This is a genomic window from Shewanella vesiculosa, from assembly GCF_009994065.1.
GTDB classification, from domain to species: Bacteria; Pseudomonadota; Gammaproteobacteria; order Enterobacterales; family Shewanellaceae; genus Shewanella; species Shewanella vesiculosa.
Window position 1 is genome coordinate 107,378 of the sequence record NZ_JAACSD010000005.1, and the last position, 16,073, is coordinate 123,450.

Consider the following 16,073-nt stretch of genomic DNA (forward strand, 5'->3'; position numbering starts at 1 on the left):
TGGATGAATTAATGGTCATAAAAAAGGCGCTATTAGCGCCTTTTTTATCGATTGGAGTTTACTCGGTATCTTCAATTAACTCTAAATTAGTCGGTAACACTCTGACAGTCTTAATCATGTTATCCGCCACATCGATGACTTCTATTTGGTAATCAACGATCCGCAAACTGGTGTTTACAGCTGGGATATCTTCAAGAAACTCAATGATTAAACCGTTCAATGTTTTAGGACCATCTATGGGTAAGTTCCATTTCATTTCTTTATTCAGGTCTCGAATGTTAATCGTGGCATCAATTAAGAAACTACCATCTTGCTGAATATTAATGTCTTCACTGGCAGTGGTCATCATTGAGGTAGTGAAATCGCCAACAATCTCTTCCAGAATATCTTCTAATGTCACTAATCCCTGAATATCACCATACTCATCAACAACTAAGCCAATACGCTCTTTATTTTGTTGGAAATTAGTCAACTGGACGTTTAGTGGGGTGCCCTCTGGAATGAAGTACAACTCTTTTACTGCGCGTAATAATGATGATTTACTAAATTGCTGTTTTGATTGCAAACGTAATGCATCACGCAAATGAATGAAGCCAACGGCATCATCAATATTATCGCGATACACTAATACTCTAGTATGAGGACTTTGAACCACGAGCTTATTAATTAATCTGAAATCATCATTAACGTTAATTGCGTAAATATCTGAACGTGAAATCATGATGTCTTCGACTGTGACTTTTTCTAAATCCAAAATTGACAGTAACATCTCTTGGTGACGCTGTGGGATTAAGGCTCCCGCTTCATGAACAACAGTGCGCAGCTCTTCTTGGCTTAATGCATCACTTGTTTTGACAGTTTTGATGCCCATCAAGCGTAAAAATAGCGACGTAATTAAATTGATTGCTTTAACAAAAGGCGACAATAAAATTAATAGCCAACCTAATAAAATACTAGATGGGAAGGCAATGCGCTCAGGATGCAAGGCGGCAAATGTTTTAGGGGTAACTTCAGCAAACACTAACACCACAATTGTGAGTACACCTGTAGCAATCGCAACACCCATATCACCAAACAAGCGCATACCAATAATAGTGGCAATGGCTGAGGCAAGGATGTTGACCAGGTTATTACCTATAAGGATAAGCCCAATAAGCCTATCAGGGCGATCGAGTAACTTTAAGGCTCGTATAGCGCCTTTATGGTCATTGGATGCAAGGTGTCGTAAGCGGTATCGGTTGAGGCTCATCATTGCGGTTTCTGAACCAGAAAAATAAGCAGAAATCACGATTAAAACCAAAAGGAAAATAAGGAGTGCGCTGGTAGATATAGCGTCCAAAAAAGGGGCCCCATGAAGTAGTGTGAAATTGGCCTAAAGGCCAAATTGTCATTAATTTAACGGCCATTATTTATTATTGGCCGTTAGAGTCAAGTTATCTCGGTTATTTTTAAATTGTATAGATTAGGCTATACACGTTAAAAGTAATTAAAATTAGTTTAATATCAATTCTTTAACAATCCTTGCACCAAAATATGCAAGTGAAAGTAAACTCGCGCCAGATAAGCTGTAAATCACTGCGGTGCGGATCCTACAGCCGACAGTATATTGTTGCCACAACATAACAGCGTAAACCACCCAAGCGATTATTGATAATATGGCCTTGTGCCCTTTACCGTCACCGAACATATCTTCTAAAAAGATAAAGCCGGTTACCAGCGATAAACTCAGTAAAATAAATCCAATAATGATTAGATGATAAAGCTGTTTTTCTACCGTCATTAATGGCGGCATAGCAGGGCTCATCATCATCTGTTTTTTCTTCAGTTTATTCTGGATGAATAACAGTTGAATGGCGTACATAGCCGCTATCATCAATGCGCTGTAGGCCATTAATGATAATACTACATGCGCTAGGAGCTCCGGGTGTATTTCAAAGTGAGTAATAAACTGCGGTGGCACTAACCATAGAAGTGCTACAGAGATAATTGAACAGGCATACACAACGGGTACAACAATGATGACTTTAAGTCGAGGCATTGTGATAGTGAACGTTAATGCAATAATCCAGTTAACCAAGGAGATAACATTAGTTAAACTAAAGTTTTGTCCATCGACGGTAAACACTGCATTCGAAAGCGCAAACCCGTGCATGATGACGGCAATACCAGAAGCCACCATAACGGCCTTACGATTAGGCCCTTCAACATGAAAAAGTCGGCTCGTTACTAAAACCAATGCTAAACAATAAAAAAGCATGGCTGCCGCGGAAAAAATAACCATTTAGAATCAACCTATCTTAGTCGTTAATGCTGAAAAAACTGCGCCTGAGTAATGAACAATACTATTAAAGCATGACCTTTTCATTATTTGTATTAGATTAACATGATCACGGCCTAACATGGCAGTGACCTAAGACCCAAAATTTAACAGTTTCATCGCGTTTTCGATAATTATTTTGTACAAAATTGGCTAGTGTTTGAGTTCTTCTCGTTGCAAGTATCGTAATTTAGAGTGGCTTGGGTATAATGGGCGCAATTATTGTTATGCTTAAAAGAGCCGCTCAATGTTTGAGAATTTATCTGACAGACTGTCACGCACACTAAAAAATATTAGTGGCCGTGGTCGCTTAACAGAAGACAACATTAAAGAAACTCTGCGTGAAGTGCGTATGGCGCTGCTTGAGGCGGATGTCGCTTTACCTGTTGTTAGAGACTTCGTTAACAGCGTAAAAGAACGCGCTGTGGGTCAAGAGGTGTCAAAAAGCTTAAGCCCAGGGCAAGCTTTTATCAAAATTGTTCAAAACGAACTTGAAAAAGCCATGGGCGAGGCGAATGAAGCCCTCGATCTCGCGGCCATTCCTCCAGCTGTAATCATGATGGCGGGTCTTCAAGGCGCAGGTAAAACGACCTCGGTTGCCAAATTAGGTAAGTTTTTACGCACACGCCATAAAAAATCGGTACTTGTGGTCAGTGCGGATGTTTATCGTCCTGCGGCAATCAAACAACTTGAAACATTAGCTACTGAAGTCGACGTTGAATTCTTTCCGTCTGATGTGAGCCAAAAGCCAGTTGATATTGCTAAAGCAGCAATCACTTATGCAAAATTAAAATTCATTGATGTGGTCATTGTCGATACAGCAGGTCGACTGCATGTTGATGAAGCCATGATGGATGAAATCAAGCAGCTGCATGCTACTGTAAACCCAATCGAGACATTATTTGTCGTCGATGCCATGACAGGGCAAGATGCGGCCAACACGGCTAAAGCATTTAATGAAGCTTTGCCTTTAACGGGGGTTATCTTAACCAAAGTTGACGGTGATGCTCGCGGTGGTGCTGCTTTATCTATCCGCAGTATTACCGGTAAGCCGATTAAGTTTTTAGGTGTTGGTGAAAAAACCGATGCATTAGAGCCTTTCCACCCAGACCGAATTGCTTCGCGTATTCTCGGTATGGGTGACGTATTGTCATTAATTGAAGAAGTTGAACGCGGTGTCGATAAAGACAAAGCGATGAAACTGGCTTCAAAAGTAAAATCAGGTGGCAGTTTCGACCTAGAAGATTTTCGTGAGCAATTACAGCAAATGAAAAACATGGGTGGAATGATGAACATGCTTGAGAAGCTTCCTGGTGTGGGTCAATTACCACCAGAAGCATTAGCTCAGGTTCAAGACGGTAAGATGACTGGACAAATGGAAGCCATCATTAATTCGATGACCGCCAAAGAGCGTAAAAACCCAGATTTGATTAAAGGGTCGCGTAAACGTAGAATCGCTGGCGGTTCTGGGACTCAAATTCAAGATGTAAACCGCTTATTAAAGCAATTTACCCAAATGCAGAAAATGATGAAAAAGATGTCTGCAAAAGGTGGAATGAAGAAGATGATGCGTGGAATGGGTGGAATGTTACCGCCTGGAATGAAGTTTCCGGGTCGATAATATAAGCATCTTTCGAGTGCTAAATTAGTTAATTTTAAATTCAATCAGTTGGTTAGGTTATATTTTTGACTTTATTACAACAAAACGGGTGAGCTAAAAATCATCAGTTTTGGTTGCATTAGTTCAAAAGTCAGGTAAAATCTTCCGGCTTTCTTTCTGGGACTCTTTGCGAACACGGAGTTCCAGTTTTTATTTTTGCTTCTAGCAAATCATTAGAGGAATAAAACGCATGGTTACCATTCGTTTAGCTCGTGGCGGCGCAAAAAAGCGTCCATTTTACAATATCGTTGTTGCTGATAGCCGCAATGCTCGTGACGGTCGTTTCATCGAACGTGTAGGTTTTTTCAATCCATTGGCTCGTGGCCAAGAAGAAACATTACGTTTAGATCTTGATCGTGTTGAGCACTGGGTTGCTACTGGCGCTGCAACATCTGACCGTGTTGCAAAACTGATCAAAGACGCGCGTAAAGCTGTTGCTTAATTGCGTATAAGGTATAGATAGATGAGTAGTAACCAAGAGCTAGTTGTACTGGGAAAGTTAGGCTCCAGTCATGGTATTAAAGGTTGGCTAAAAATCACTTCCTATACCGATTCTGTTGAAGGTATTTTCGATTATTCGCCTTGGCTTATAAAAGAACAAGGCGTTTGGCGTGAAGTTAAGGTTGCTCAGTGGCGTTTTCAAGGTAAAGCTGTTGTGGCTGAACTTGAGGGTGTTGCTACCAGAGAAGATGCGCAAATGCTCACAAATTGTGAGATTGCTATCAAGTCTGAGCAAATGAAAGAATTGGATGACAGTGAATTCTATCATCGTGATCTTATCGGCTGCGAAGTGACCAATATAAACGGCTATAACATGGGTATTGTTGAACAGATCGTGGAAACAGGATCAAACGATGTACTACTAGTTAAAGCTAATGCCAAAGATGCCTTCGGCAAAGCGGAACGTATGATCCCCTTTGTCCCTGAGCAGTTCATCAAACAGGTGGATTTGCAAGGGAAACAGATTTTAGTGGATTGGGATCCTGACTTCTAAGTCGAGGTACAACATATGTGGTTAGGGGTAATAACCCTGTTTCCAGAGATGTTTCGTGCTGTTACAGACTTTGGGGTTACGGGTCGAGCCGTGAAAAACGGCCTGCTTGAGTTGCAAACGTGGAATCCTCGTGATTTCACCCATGATAAACACAATACTGTAGACGATCGCCCTTATGGTGGTGGACCAGGTATGTTGATGATGGTGCAACCTTTGCGTGATGCTATCCATGCGGCAAAAGCTGCCGCAGGTGATAGGGCAAAAGTGATTTATCTGTCTCCTCAGGGACGCAAGCTGGATCAGCAAGGCGTTACTGAGTTAGCTAAATCAGAGAGTTTGATTTTAGTGTGTGGTCGATACGAAGGTGTTGATGAGCGCATTATTCAAACTGAAGTAGATGAAGAATGGTCTATCGGTGATTACGTACTTTCGGGTGGCGAGTTACCGGCAATGACATTAATCGATTCAGTGGCTCGTTTAGTACCTGGTGTACTTGGCAAGCAAGCGTCAGCAGAGCAAGATTCTTTCTCTGACGGCCTACTGGATTGTCCTCATTATACTCGCCCTGAACAATTGGATGGTCTTGACGTACCCGCAGTGCTGTTAAGCGGTGACCACGAAAAAATTAGACTCTGGCGTTTACAACAAAGTATCGGAAGAACTTTTTTGAGACGGCCAGAATTATTTGAAAATCTAGCTCTGACTGACGAACAATCGACTTTATTAGCGCAGTTCGTGAATGAAACGGACAAGTCCGCATAGTCAACGCTCAGTTATTACTAGGATGGAGTAATTATGAACAACATCATTAAAATGCTCAACGATGAGCAAATGAAAACAGATGTACCTGATTTTGGTGCTGGTGATACAGTAGTAGTTCAAGTACGTGTTAAAGAAGGTGAAAAAGAGCGTCTTCAGGCTTTTGAAGGTTTGGTCATCGCTAAGCGTAACCGTGGTCTGCATTCAGCATTCACAGTACGTAAAATCTCTAATGGTGAAGGTGTTGAGCGTGCTTTCCAGACGCATAGCCCGTTAATTGCTAGCATCGAAGTTAAGCGTCGCGGTCGTGTACGTCGTGCTAAACTGTACTATTTACGTGAGCGTTCAGGTAAGTCTGCACGTATCCGTGAAAAATTGGCAACTAAGTAATAGTTACCGATACAGAATAAAGATGCAGTGTTCGCACAACAACCCGCCGAAAGGCGGGTTTTTGTTTGTAGCGCTTTAAAAAAGTAAAGATCAAAAACAGTTCCGGGTTAGCGATAAGAGTGACCTAACCATAATAAGATATAAGCGGATCCCGTAATTAATGTCGTTTAGATGTATCGTTTTGTATAAAAAATCATCGATTAAATGATTTTTAACTTTTTGTATAAATAACCCTTGCCCTAATGCCATGGCACAGGCATAGTTGCTTTTAACTTGTAATGGTGTAGCGTTACAGTGTTACTGAGTTTAGCCATCAGATATCTAGAATATTAATCTATTAGTGACCTTAGGTCTGTCGTCAAAAGAGAGTGATAAGTATGCAACAAGATACCATTAATAATGTGCACATTAGTTCAGAGCAAGTGCTAGTCACTCCTGCAGAGTTAAAGCAAGAACTACCATTATCAACTCATGCTTATCAATATATCCTTAATGCACGCAAGCAAGTATCAGATATTGTTCATAAACGGGATAATCGCGTGCTTGTGGTCACTGGACCTTGTTCTATTCATGATATTGCAGCAGCAAAAGAGTATGCATTAAAACTTAAAAAGTTACATGATGAGCTCAGCGATGACTTTTACATTTTAATGCGAGTTTATTTCGAAAAGCCTCGTACAACAGTGGGCTGGAAGGGCTTAATTAATGATCCTGATATGGATGAGTCATTTGATGTAGAGAAAGGGCTTAGAATGGCTCGTGAGCTGATGATTTGGCTTGCTGAGCTTGAACTACCCATTGCTACTGAGGCACTTGATCCGATAAGCCCGCAGTATATGTCTGAGTTAGTTACTTGGTCAGCTATTGGCGCAAGAACCACTGAATCTCAGACTCATCGTGAAATGGCTTCTGGTCTATCAATGCCTGTTGGTTTTAAAAATGGTACCGATGGCAAATTGGAGGTGGCTATTAATGCACTTAAATCTGCTGCTAGTAGTCATCGCTTTATGGGGATTAACCAAGAGGGCCAAGTGTCATTACTACAAACTGCTGGTAACCCTGATGGTCATATTATTTTACGTGGTGGCTTATCACCTAATTATGACGCGCACAGTGTTGCTGAAAGTGAGGCTCAAATTCATAAAGCCAAGCTCAGTGCTCGGTTAGTTATTGACTGTAGTCACGGTAATTCATCAAAAGATCATTTACGTCAAAAAAACGTTTGTGAAGATGTATTTAATCAAATTGAAGCAGGTAATAAATCTATCATCGGTGTTATGCTTGAAAGTAACCTCAATCAAGGTAATCAGAGTTCGGATAAACCCTTAGCAGAGCTAAAATATGGTGTTTCTGTTACTGACGCCTGCATTGACTGGGAAACCACTGAAACTATTTTAAGACAAGGCGCTAACCAGTTGTCTGTAGTGTTACCAACACGTTTTGATTCGCTGCAGGTCGTCAACGGTTAATGGATAAACAGATGAATGAAAAAACCACAGCAGGCCTAGAGCATCTTCGTGATTTAATTGATGGCGTTGATCAACAATTACTGCATTTATTACGTAAACGCCTTGATTTAGTTGCACAAGTTGGCGCAGTAAAACATGCCGCTGGTGTGCCTATTTATGCTCCACAACGTGAAGCCTCCATGTTAGCAAAGCGGCGAAATGAAGCGCAAAGCATGAACATTTCACCACAGTTAATTGAAGATATATTACGCCGGCTTATGCGTGAATCTTATTTAAATGAGAAAGATGTTGGTTTCAAGCAGGTTAAACAAGATCTGGGTCATGTGGTGATAGTCGGTGGTCAGGGCAAACTTGGACAGCTATTTAGCCAGATGTTAGTTCTTTCTGGTTATGAAGTTAAAAGTATCGATAAAAATGATTGGCAAGAGGCCGCAGCTATTTTTGATGGTGCTGGACTGGTGATTGTTACCGTGCCTATAAATGTGACTTGCGAGGTTATTCGAGAAAAATTAACTCAGTTACCTGACAATTGTATTTTAGCTGATCTTACTTCAATTAAAGAAGAGCCCGTAGCAGCAATGTTAGCAGCCCATAGCGGTCCAGTGGTTGGTCTACATCCTATGTTTGGTCCTGATGTTGGCAGTCTTGCTAAACAAGTGGTGGTAGTGTGTCATGGTCGTCATCAAGAGGCCTACCAATGGTTGCTACAGCAGATTGAGATTTGGGGGGCTCGTATTGTCGAAGCTGAAGCCGAACGTCATGATAAAGCCATGCAACTAGTGCAAGCTATGCGTCACTTTTCAACCTTTGTATATGGTGTCAACCTGTGTAAAGAAGAAGCTGATATTGGAAACCTACTGCAATTTAGCTCACCTATTTATCGCTTAGAGTTGGCCATGGTTGGACGTTTATTTGCTCAAGATCCTGAGCTTTATGCCGATATCATATTTGCACAAGCTGGTAGTCAACATGCGATAAGTGATTATCTTGATAATTATCGTGATGCATTAACCATGTTGCAAACTGGAAATAGACAAGCCTTTGTTGAGCAATTTCAGCGAGTGGCAAAATGGTTTGGTGATTTTGCTCCTCAGTTCCAACACGAAAGTCGCGCCATGTTGCAATCTGTTAACGATATGAAAAGCAGTTAACTTGTATTTGGGGTACTAAACCGTTTTCAAATTTGTTTTACCCCATCATTATTGTTGTATTGAACAGTAGAAAACAAACAGATGCAGTGGTGTAGGGCTCGGTAAAATCACTTACTTTTATTTCTTTACTGTCTTTTTGTATTCCGAGTCGAAGTGAATTGCTGTTAAATGAAGCATTATTAATTAATCTAAATATTGCGAAATAGTGACACAAAGCTTATGTTTAACTAGCACTGTAGTGTAATAAAACCGTGTTAGCTCAGTAAACGTAGTTGCATTTGGAGGATAACCCTATGTCGATGATGCCATCGAATACACTGCCTATTCAACAGGTTGAAGATAATTCCTTAGGGCATTTTCTTTATGGTTTAATGAGTGCCTTTCCATTGTTTTTTGTTCCCGTATTATTGAGCCTTTGGTTTAATTTGATCCAGAAAAATATTAATCCAGATTCTGTGCTAGGTAGTCATTTACGCTGGCAACGCATGAGTATAATCGGCCTGTGTCCATTTTTTATTGCCGGTTATTGGTTAAGTCCATTATGGTTAAGTTTACCAATGTACATCCTAGGTGTTAGTTGGTTTAGTTATCGTATTTTCAAAGGCTGGATCAGTCTTAATGATGGTCTTGCCGTTTAAGTAAAAGAAGCGACTAGTGAAGCAAAATGCCGAGATAACATCTCGGCATTTTTATTGGCTTGAGTGAAGGTCGGCTCAAGATAAAATAGTTGGATAACCTTTAACTCATAGTAGATGTTTTATTTTATCTGGTATAAATCGTGGAGCAACTCAGCATATGACAACTGCGTTTGATGGATAATAATGATGCCATCGGCTTTTAGCTGTTTTACGGCAATCGCATTAGTGCTCAGCAGCGCAGCATTACTGCTAAAACAAGTATTAACAATAACGGGTAAATGACTGCGTAATTTAACTTCAACTAGCCCCGCTAAATCGAGGCTTAACTGCTCAGGATGAGTAAAACTTCGCACTCCTGACTCACATAGGCCTAATTGTTGATTACCGTGGCTAAGGACCGTATCGGCGGCTTGTAGCCAATCGTCAACACTAGCCATGGTATTTCGTTCTAATATCACCGGCAAATTGACTGAACCAATTAAGGTTAACATGTCGGTGTTATACATTTGTTTACCGCTCAAAATTAACATGTCTGCTAATTGGCTTGCGATACTAAACTCTTGTTCATGATCTACTTGCATTATACATACTAAACCGGCTTGCTCAATCACTTGTGCATGCTGTTTTAGCTCTTGTTCATTCAGTTGTTGCTTTAAATCGTTGAGCAAAATAGCTTGAAAACCTGATTCTTTGATAATCTTAGCTTGGGTGGCTAGTTCGGTATTATCTATCGGCAAATTAATTTGCTGTAATGCGCTAAACTGTCCGGCACCTATTTGTAAATGTTGACAAAATAACTGAGTGTCTTGTGATTTATAGTCGCGTGAATGCTTTGCTTGGCTATTGGGTAAAGCCTTGATTGGTTGTTGTTTTGAACTGCCTGGTTCAATCAATAGCTGGGCTTGCGATAGCTGGGTTGGTTTAACCGTTTCACAGGGGTAGCAGCCTAATACTTTAATAAAACGGGTAAGGCGTTCTAGCTCTTTAATCGCTTGTTGAACTTCTGCTGTGGCTAAGTTGCCATCAATGTCGAGATAAAACATCTCTTCCCATGGCGTTCCTGGAATAGGGCGAGATTCTAATTTGCTCATATTCAAGTTATGCGCTTTAAGAACCAGTAATGCCTCTACTAATGCACCAGGCTTTTGTCCTGTTGCCATGATTAAGGTGGTTTTAGCGGGTAATTGAGACGGTACTGCAGAGGCTTTGCGGGCGACAACGATAAACCGACTTTGGTTAATCTTTTGGTTTGCTAAACCTTGTTCCATTGCAATCAGTTGATATAAGGCTCCGCCTTCTGCACTGCCTATTGCTGCGACAGTGTTATTCTTCGCTTCGATAACTTTTGTCATTGCCTCAGCACTACTGGAGCAATATTCAAGTTTAATATTAGGATGTTGGCTTAAATAACGACTACATTGGCTAATTGGCTGCGGATGCGCATAGATAGTTTCTATATCAGCTAGCTTACTGTCAGGTTTCGTGAGTAAACAGTGACTGACTTCAATGGTTGTTTCGCCGACAATCGATAGCGTTGTATGTTGCAGCACGTCATACACTTCATTGATAGATCCTGAAGAGGTATTTTCAATCGGCAGAAAGCCGTAATCAGCATGACCAGATTCGACGGCATTAACGATGTCATCAAAACTTTTACAGCCAAAATCGAGCATTTCTACTTGGCGACGAGAGCAGTAACGGCTAGCTGCTAAGTATGAATAAGAGCCTCTCGCTCCTAAATAAGCCACAGTATATTGTTGTTTTTGAGTGTCTGGATTTGCTCTGCCGTGAAGATAGGTTTGTTGAAATAACACTGAGTCTTCAATAATACTTTGATAAAGGGAGATGACAAAGTGAGCATCAAGACCTTGTTCTCGACCTTGTAGCACGAGTCTTTCGAGCAGTTCTTTTTCTCTTTGGGTGTCTCGTATTGGCCTAACATCAATTTCTTTACTGCGAGCTACATTTAAGCTTAATTGGCGGCGTTTAGATAATAACTCTAATAGCGCTTTATCAAGAGCAGTGATCTGTTCGCGAGTTTGACTTAACGCGGGTGGTTTTTGCATATAGACCTCAATATAACGCTACATACTGGTGTATTGATTCATACAGCAGTGCTTATAAGACAAAAAAGCCTCCCATTTGGGAGGCTTTAGAATTTTCATTTTCGTTTTTACACAGAAAATCCGCCTCCAAGGGTGGGCTGAATAAAAAAGAAAATAAAAAGGCTGAATATATTTTTGTTCATGGGTTAAAACTAAAGCCCTAGCAGACTGCTGTCAATGTAATTTTATTCATTAATACAGACTTGCGTTAATTACAGACAAAAGAAAGCGCACCCGAGGGTGCGCTGGTGAGAGATAAATAACATCAAGCTGCGTTTTCCTCCTTATAGACATACTCAAATTCGCTTTCTGTGTCATTTGGTAATGATACATGGCGTTGAGCCTGGGGTTTATGGGTCAGGCGATTTAGCTGTTTTTCCAGCTTTTGTCCCATTGCAGTTATCGCTGCGTATAGGTTTTCACTTTTTGCCTGGGCGAATAAATCTCCACTAGGTAATCCAACTGATGCCTCTATTTTAAACAACTGCTTTTCTTGATTGATAATAATGTGCGGATTAATTAATTGAATATCATGTCGACTTAATTTTTCTAATCGTCCTTCGATACGTTCACGGATAAGGGCAGTGACTTCAAGTTGTTTGCTAGTGATTTTCAGCATATTTAGAACCTTCTTGTTGTTTGCTTAACTCCAGATTACCAAGATTAACCATAAGTATTGTGATCTTGATCACGTTTTAGATGGCAAAAAACATCGAACACAGCTTATTTGATCTCTTAGACATTTTTCAATAAGAAGCATTAAAATCTACTTGTGGTACGGTATAAATTGCGCCATATTTGAATAGATAAGTTGATGATATATTATTTATTTTGCTGGTATTTTAAACAAAACAGCCAAGCATCTGCCCTCAATCTCCGTAATCCGCTCAAAATGCTTATTTTGCTGAGCAAATATTTCCCACATTAAACACAATACTCTTAATGATGTGATTTAATTCATTTTTGATTGGCTTATAATCGACTTATAAGCAAATTTATAAGGGCTGTTATTAGTGAGTATAGAACAACAAAAAATAAAGGTATGGGATTTTCCAACCCGTTTTTTTCATTGGGCCATGGTGTCTTTAGTTGGCGGATTATGGTGGACAGCTGAAATAGGAGAAATGCAGTGGCATCAGATACTAGCGTACCTGTTGATGACACTGATTATATTTAGATTAATTTGGGGCTTTATAGGAAGCGATACCGCTAAGTTTACACATTTTTTTGTAGCACCTAAAAAAGTTATTGCTTACGCAAAAGCACAGCCTAAACCCAAGTCGATAGGCCATAATCCATTAGGTGGGTATATGGTCATTTTATTGTTAAGCATCATTATGCTGCAATTAATTAGCGGATTATTTGCTACCGATGATATTTTTACCGAAGGTCCATTGATGTATCTTGTATCGTCAGATATAGCAGGATGGTTAACTTGGTTACATAAAACCAATTTCAATATTATTTTAGCTATGGCCGCGATTCACATCATTGCGGTAGTTGTCCATGTCGCTAAAGGTGACAATATACTTAAAGCAATGTTTAGTGGTTATAAACTGGCTAGCAAGCAGATAACCCCACCTCGCTTACGTTCGCCTTGGATAGCGTTAATTATCGTATTAGCCATATTTGTCTGTGTATGGTGGTTGTTGCTTGAACCTGTAGTCAGTTATTTATAAATTTATATTAGGGTTTGTTGATTTTTAGTTTTTTGCTGCGAATTGTTAGTATGTAGTTGAAGTTGTCAGTGATTAAGCTGTGAGCTTTGTTGTGTCGTTATTTCACATGAAAAGCCAATACCCTAGTAGATATGACCAATAAACATTGCCCTAAGGTGTAGGTTAAAAGCGTATTATTCTGTGTTGAGCGAAATGCTGCTTAGATTGCTAGGTAGTGTTCCACTCGCTTGATTATCTCACGTTTATCTCGAACGAAATCGAACCAAAAACTCATTAATCAGCAATAAAAAAGCCCATATGCATGGGCTTTACTCTTTTGGGTTACAGGTCTGAACGACTTATTGCTTGCTTAAACTAATCGATTTAAATCTTGTTCAGCTCCAGGTAACTTTAGTCTTTTTTGTAAACGTCGTGACAACCTTTACAACTTTTACCAGTGTTAGCAAAAGCTTGTTTAATACTGTTCTCATTACTTGTTTTAGCTGCAATAGCTAACGCTGCGGCATTATCTTGGAATGCAGTCATTTTGCTATCAAAGTCAGCCTTATCTTGCCAAATTTTTGCAAGAGCTTCAGTATCGCCTTTATCAGAACCGTCAATAAAACCTTCATGTGGTAGTTTTGATAGTGCGGCAACATTATCTGCACGAGAACTAAACACCGCTGCATCAAAAGGTTTTTTACCTTTTAGCATCGCGCCCATATCACCAAAGTTATAAGCAATTAAGCCGAAAGCAGCTTGACGGTATTCAATGGCATCAGCTGTTTCTTTGAAATTATTCGCAAATACTGCTGGAATCATCATTGCGGTAACCGCAACTGTTAGTAATATCTTTTTCATCGTTATCCTTCACTTTTTGTTGATGGTACCGGTTCCATAAGCACTAATACTCATTAGTCATGCTTAATATTAAGCTAGCGTGTTCTAACGTTTGCCACTTAGCCAAATATTTAGTGCTAAGTTTCAGTGTATTAGTCTTTATTCTACACAATTTCATTATCATTTTGCGATATGTTTTATTACATGTTTATCAACGTCTGTTTTGCTAATTTGCGTAGTTCCTTGATACACTTGTAATGTCTAGGCATTACTATAAAGAGAAATACAATGCGTGCCAATTGGAATTTAGTGGTAGAAAAAATTTTAACTCATGCTAACGAAGATGATTTATCTGTGTTGTTTCAATTATTATTAACGGAAGAAGAGCGCAGCGCTGTTTCTGGGCGTTTACAGGTATTTCAAACCTTATTGGCGGGGAAATTAAGTCAAAGACAAATCGCAGCAGAGCATCAGGTCAGTATTGCAACCATTACGCGTTGTTCAAATTATTTGAAAAATATGTCAGTAAAACAAAGAGATTCAGTCAAAAAGTTAATTTTAGACTAGTTTGTTTTGATAGAAATATTCTTTATTAATCATATTATCAGAGCTTTTTTGTTATCGATAACAGATAGCATTGCTGTTCAATGGTTATTCATATCATTAATTTTAGAATTATCAAATTGACCAGCACAAATAAATAGTCTCATTAATTTACTGTGCCTAATTGGGGGAGGATCACAGCTCATTGGTATTCGAATTACTTTCATTATCTTGAATGTGCTTAGCTCAGATTATAACGAGATAACTAATTTCTCGCCCCAATTGAGCGGTTCTATTTTATCCAGTATTTACCAATACAGCTTATTGACTGATGCTTCTCGGGAGTCTGTGGTGACGATAGCTTGAGCGTCTCAAGATTAGATAAACACCATAAGTGATTAAACACAACGCAAACAGTGTGCTGGAGTCTCTAGGGTAAAAGCGATAAAGGCTCACAGCGGTTAACACATAGATAAATGGCATCAATCCATAGAGTGTTTCAGGGATTAAGCCTGATTTTCTCTTACGTTTAGCATCAGTGCGACGGTTTTTGGACCTCAGGTTATAGATATATGCACCATACAAATACACAACAACAGAGGCAATCAGGGCATAGTTGGGTTCAAGCAAAAAAATACTGACACAGCCTATAACCATGTAAGAGAAAGGTAATAATTCGTATAGCGGTTTAATTAACATAAGCACTCCGTCGCTACGTATTAATTATTATATTGGTAGTCAACTAGTGAGGATTGCACTCCAAATAATCCATAAAGGGAGTTGCAATAAATCTAACTAATTGATGCGAGTAAATTAATGCTACTAATCTGTTAGTATAACCTAAATAAAAAGGCACTGACTAGTTAATAGACAATGCCTTGAGTTTTTTCAATCTTTCTACTGACAAATAGACTTTAAACATAACACCAGATAAGGTCTATTGATCAAATAATTTATGCGTAACGAATTAACGACAGCCGCAACCGCCATTACCATCACAGCCAGGTTTTTCTGAACCACATGATTCATGACCGTGGTCATGTCCGTGCTCATGGCTGCCACAACCGCCTTCAGCATGGATATGACCATGAGAAAGTTCTTCAGCTGTCGCTTCTCTTACTGCAATGACTTCAACACTAAAATGCAGTGACTGACCTGCTAATGGATGATTTCCATCAACAACAATGACATCGTCTTTGACTTCAATCACTTGAACTGGGCGTTGGCCCATTTCAGTTTCAGCGATAAAACGCATACCCGGAACAATGTCTTCGACATCACCAAATGCACTGACAGGAACTTCTTGCTTTAAGCCAGGATGATATTCGCCATAAGCTTGTTCAGCAGGGATTTTCGCCTCGATAGTTTCACCAACAGTTTTACCTTCTAAAACTGATTCAAGTCCAGGAATTAAATTTTCAGTACCATGTAAGTAAACCATAGGCTCACTTTCAAATGAACTTTCAACTAATAAACCTTGCTCATCAGATAAGCGGTAATGAATAGTGACCGCCGCATGTTTTGTAATTTTCATATCGCCTCCAATTGT

General features: G+C 39.7%; 17 protein-coding genes and 1 other annotated feature. Of the genes, 10 read left to right on the forward strand and 7 right to left on the reverse strand.

The genetic code is table 11. The annotated features are described in order from the left end of the window. Window positions 1-58 precede the first annotated feature (58 nt). Both GW828_RS05195 and GW828_RS05200 read right to left on the reverse strand, forming a co-directional pair. Complete coding sequence (locus GW828_RS05195; protein WP_124017116.1) at window positions 59-1,339, reverse strand: HlyC/CorC family transporter; 1,281 nt, start codon at window positions 1,337-1,339, stop codon at window positions 59-61. 153 nt (window positions 1,340-1,492) lie between these two features. Continuing rightward, entirely contained in the window at window positions 1,493-2,281 is a 789-nt protein-coding gene (locus tag GW828_RS05200) for a cytochrome C assembly family protein (protein WP_124017117.1), read from the reverse strand. Between the two features lie 283 nt (window positions 2,282-2,564). Between GW828_RS05200 and ffh the strand changes: the two genes are divergently transcribed. The 8 genes from ffh to GW828_RS05240 all read left to right on the forward strand — a co-directional run bounded on the left by ffh (window position 2,565) and on the right by GW828_RS05240 (window position 9,378). Continuing rightward, window positions 2,565-3,938, forward strand: a complete 1,374-nt coding sequence (gene ffh / locus GW828_RS05205) for a signal recognition particle protein (protein WP_124017118.1) — start codon at window positions 2,565-2,567, stop codon at window positions 3,936-3,938. 229 nt (window positions 3,939-4,167) lie between these two features. Then, entirely contained in the window at window positions 4,168-4,419 is a 252-nt protein-coding gene (gene rpsP / locus GW828_RS05210; protein WP_124017119.1) for a 30S ribosomal protein S16, read from the forward strand. Between the two features lie 21 nt (window positions 4,420-4,440). After that, the gene (gene rimM / locus GW828_RS05215) at window positions 4,441-4,971 is read left to right on the forward strand and encodes a ribosome maturation factor RimM (protein WP_124017120.1); all 531 of its coding nucleotides are present in this window, start codon (window positions 4,441-4,443) and stop codon (window positions 4,969-4,971) included. Between the two features lie 15 nt (window positions 4,972-4,986). Beyond that, a complete protein-coding gene (gene trmD / locus GW828_RS05220; protein ID WP_124017121.1) occupies window positions 4,987-5,733 on the forward strand; it encodes a tRNA (guanosine(37)-N1)-methyltransferase TrmD in 747 nt (248 codons plus the stop codon). A 33-nt stretch (window positions 5,734-5,766) separates the two neighbouring features. Continuing rightward, complete coding sequence (rplS, locus tag GW828_RS05225) at window positions 5,767-6,120, forward strand: 50S ribosomal protein L19 (RefSeq protein WP_011638365.1); 354 nt, start codon at window positions 5,767-5,769, stop codon at window positions 6,118-6,120. 377 nt (window positions 6,121-6,497) lie between these two features. Further along, entirely contained in the window at window positions 6,498-7,589 is a 1,092-nt protein-coding gene (locus tag GW828_RS05230) for a 3-deoxy-7-phosphoheptulonate synthase (RefSeq protein WP_124017122.1), read from the forward strand. Window positions 7,590-7,600: 11 nt separating this feature from the next. Next, window positions 7,601-8,740, forward strand: coding sequence for a bifunctional chorismate mutase/prephenate dehydrogenase (gene tyrA, locus GW828_RS05235; RefSeq protein ID WP_182698334.1), 1,140 nt, complete (start codon window positions 7,601-7,603; stop codon window positions 8,738-8,740). A 293-nt stretch (window positions 8,741-9,033) separates the two neighbouring features. Further along, on the forward strand, window positions 9,034-9,378 hold the full coding sequence (locus tag GW828_RS05240) for a hypothetical protein (RefSeq protein ID WP_124017124.1): 345 nt from the start codon (window positions 9,034-9,036) through the stop codon (window positions 9,376-9,378). A gap of 119 nt (window positions 9,379-9,497) precedes the next feature. Here the strand turns inward: GW828_RS05240 and pheA are convergent, their stop codons facing one another. Next, window positions 9,498-11,444 (reverse strand): prephenate dehydratase, encoded by a 1,947-nt coding sequence (gene pheA, locus GW828_RS05245; protein WP_182743164.1) that lies wholly within the window; start codon window positions 11,442-11,444, stop codon window positions 9,498-9,500. Between the two features lie 58 nt (window positions 11,445-11,502). Further along, window positions 11,503-11,624, reverse strand: a sequence feature (Phe leader region). A gap of 124 nt (window positions 11,625-11,748) precedes the next feature. Beyond that, window positions 11,749-12,102: a ribosome hibernation-promoting factor, HPF/YfiA family gene (gene hpf / locus GW828_RS05250; protein WP_124017126.1), complete on the reverse strand. Its 354-nt coding sequence runs from the start codon at window positions 12,100-12,102 to the stop codon at window positions 11,749-11,751. Between the two features lie 394 nt (window positions 12,103-12,496). On the opposite strand from hpf, the gene GW828_RS05255 reads away from it, so the two are divergent. Next, window positions 12,497-13,162: a cytochrome b/b6 domain-containing protein gene (locus tag GW828_RS05255; RefSeq protein WP_182742464.1), complete on the forward strand. Its 666-nt coding sequence runs from the start codon at window positions 12,497-12,499 to the stop codon at window positions 13,160-13,162. Between the two features lie 390 nt (window positions 13,163-13,552). Here GW828_RS05255 and GW828_RS05260 read toward each other — a convergent pair whose 3' ends face one another. Then, complete coding sequence (locus GW828_RS05260) at window positions 13,553-14,002, reverse strand: c-type cytochrome (RefSeq protein WP_124017128.1); 450 nt, start codon at window positions 14,000-14,002, stop codon at window positions 13,553-13,555. A 267-nt stretch (window positions 14,003-14,269) separates the two neighbouring features. On the opposite strand from GW828_RS05260, the gene trpR reads away from it, so the two are divergent. After that, window positions 14,270-14,548 carry a trp operon repressor gene (trpR, locus tag GW828_RS05265; RefSeq protein WP_124017129.1) on the forward strand — a complete coding sequence of 93 codons (279 nt, stop codon included), beginning with the start codon at window positions 14,270-14,272 and terminating at the stop codon, window positions 14,546-14,548. 297 nt (window positions 14,549-14,845) lie between these two features. Here trpR and GW828_RS05270 read toward each other — a convergent pair whose 3' ends face one another. Together GW828_RS05270 and slyD are read right to left on the reverse strand one after the other, a co-directional pair. Continuing rightward, window positions 14,846-15,223: a hypothetical protein gene (locus GW828_RS05270; RefSeq protein WP_182742466.1), complete on the reverse strand. Its 378-nt coding sequence runs from the start codon at window positions 15,221-15,223 to the stop codon at window positions 14,846-14,848. A 268-nt stretch (window positions 15,224-15,491) separates the two neighbouring features. Continuing rightward, a complete protein-coding gene (gene slyD, locus GW828_RS05275; protein ID WP_182742467.1) occupies window positions 15,492-16,058 on the reverse strand; it encodes a peptidylprolyl isomerase in 567 nt (188 codons plus the stop codon). Between the last annotated feature and the right edge of the window lie 15 nt (window positions 16,059-16,073).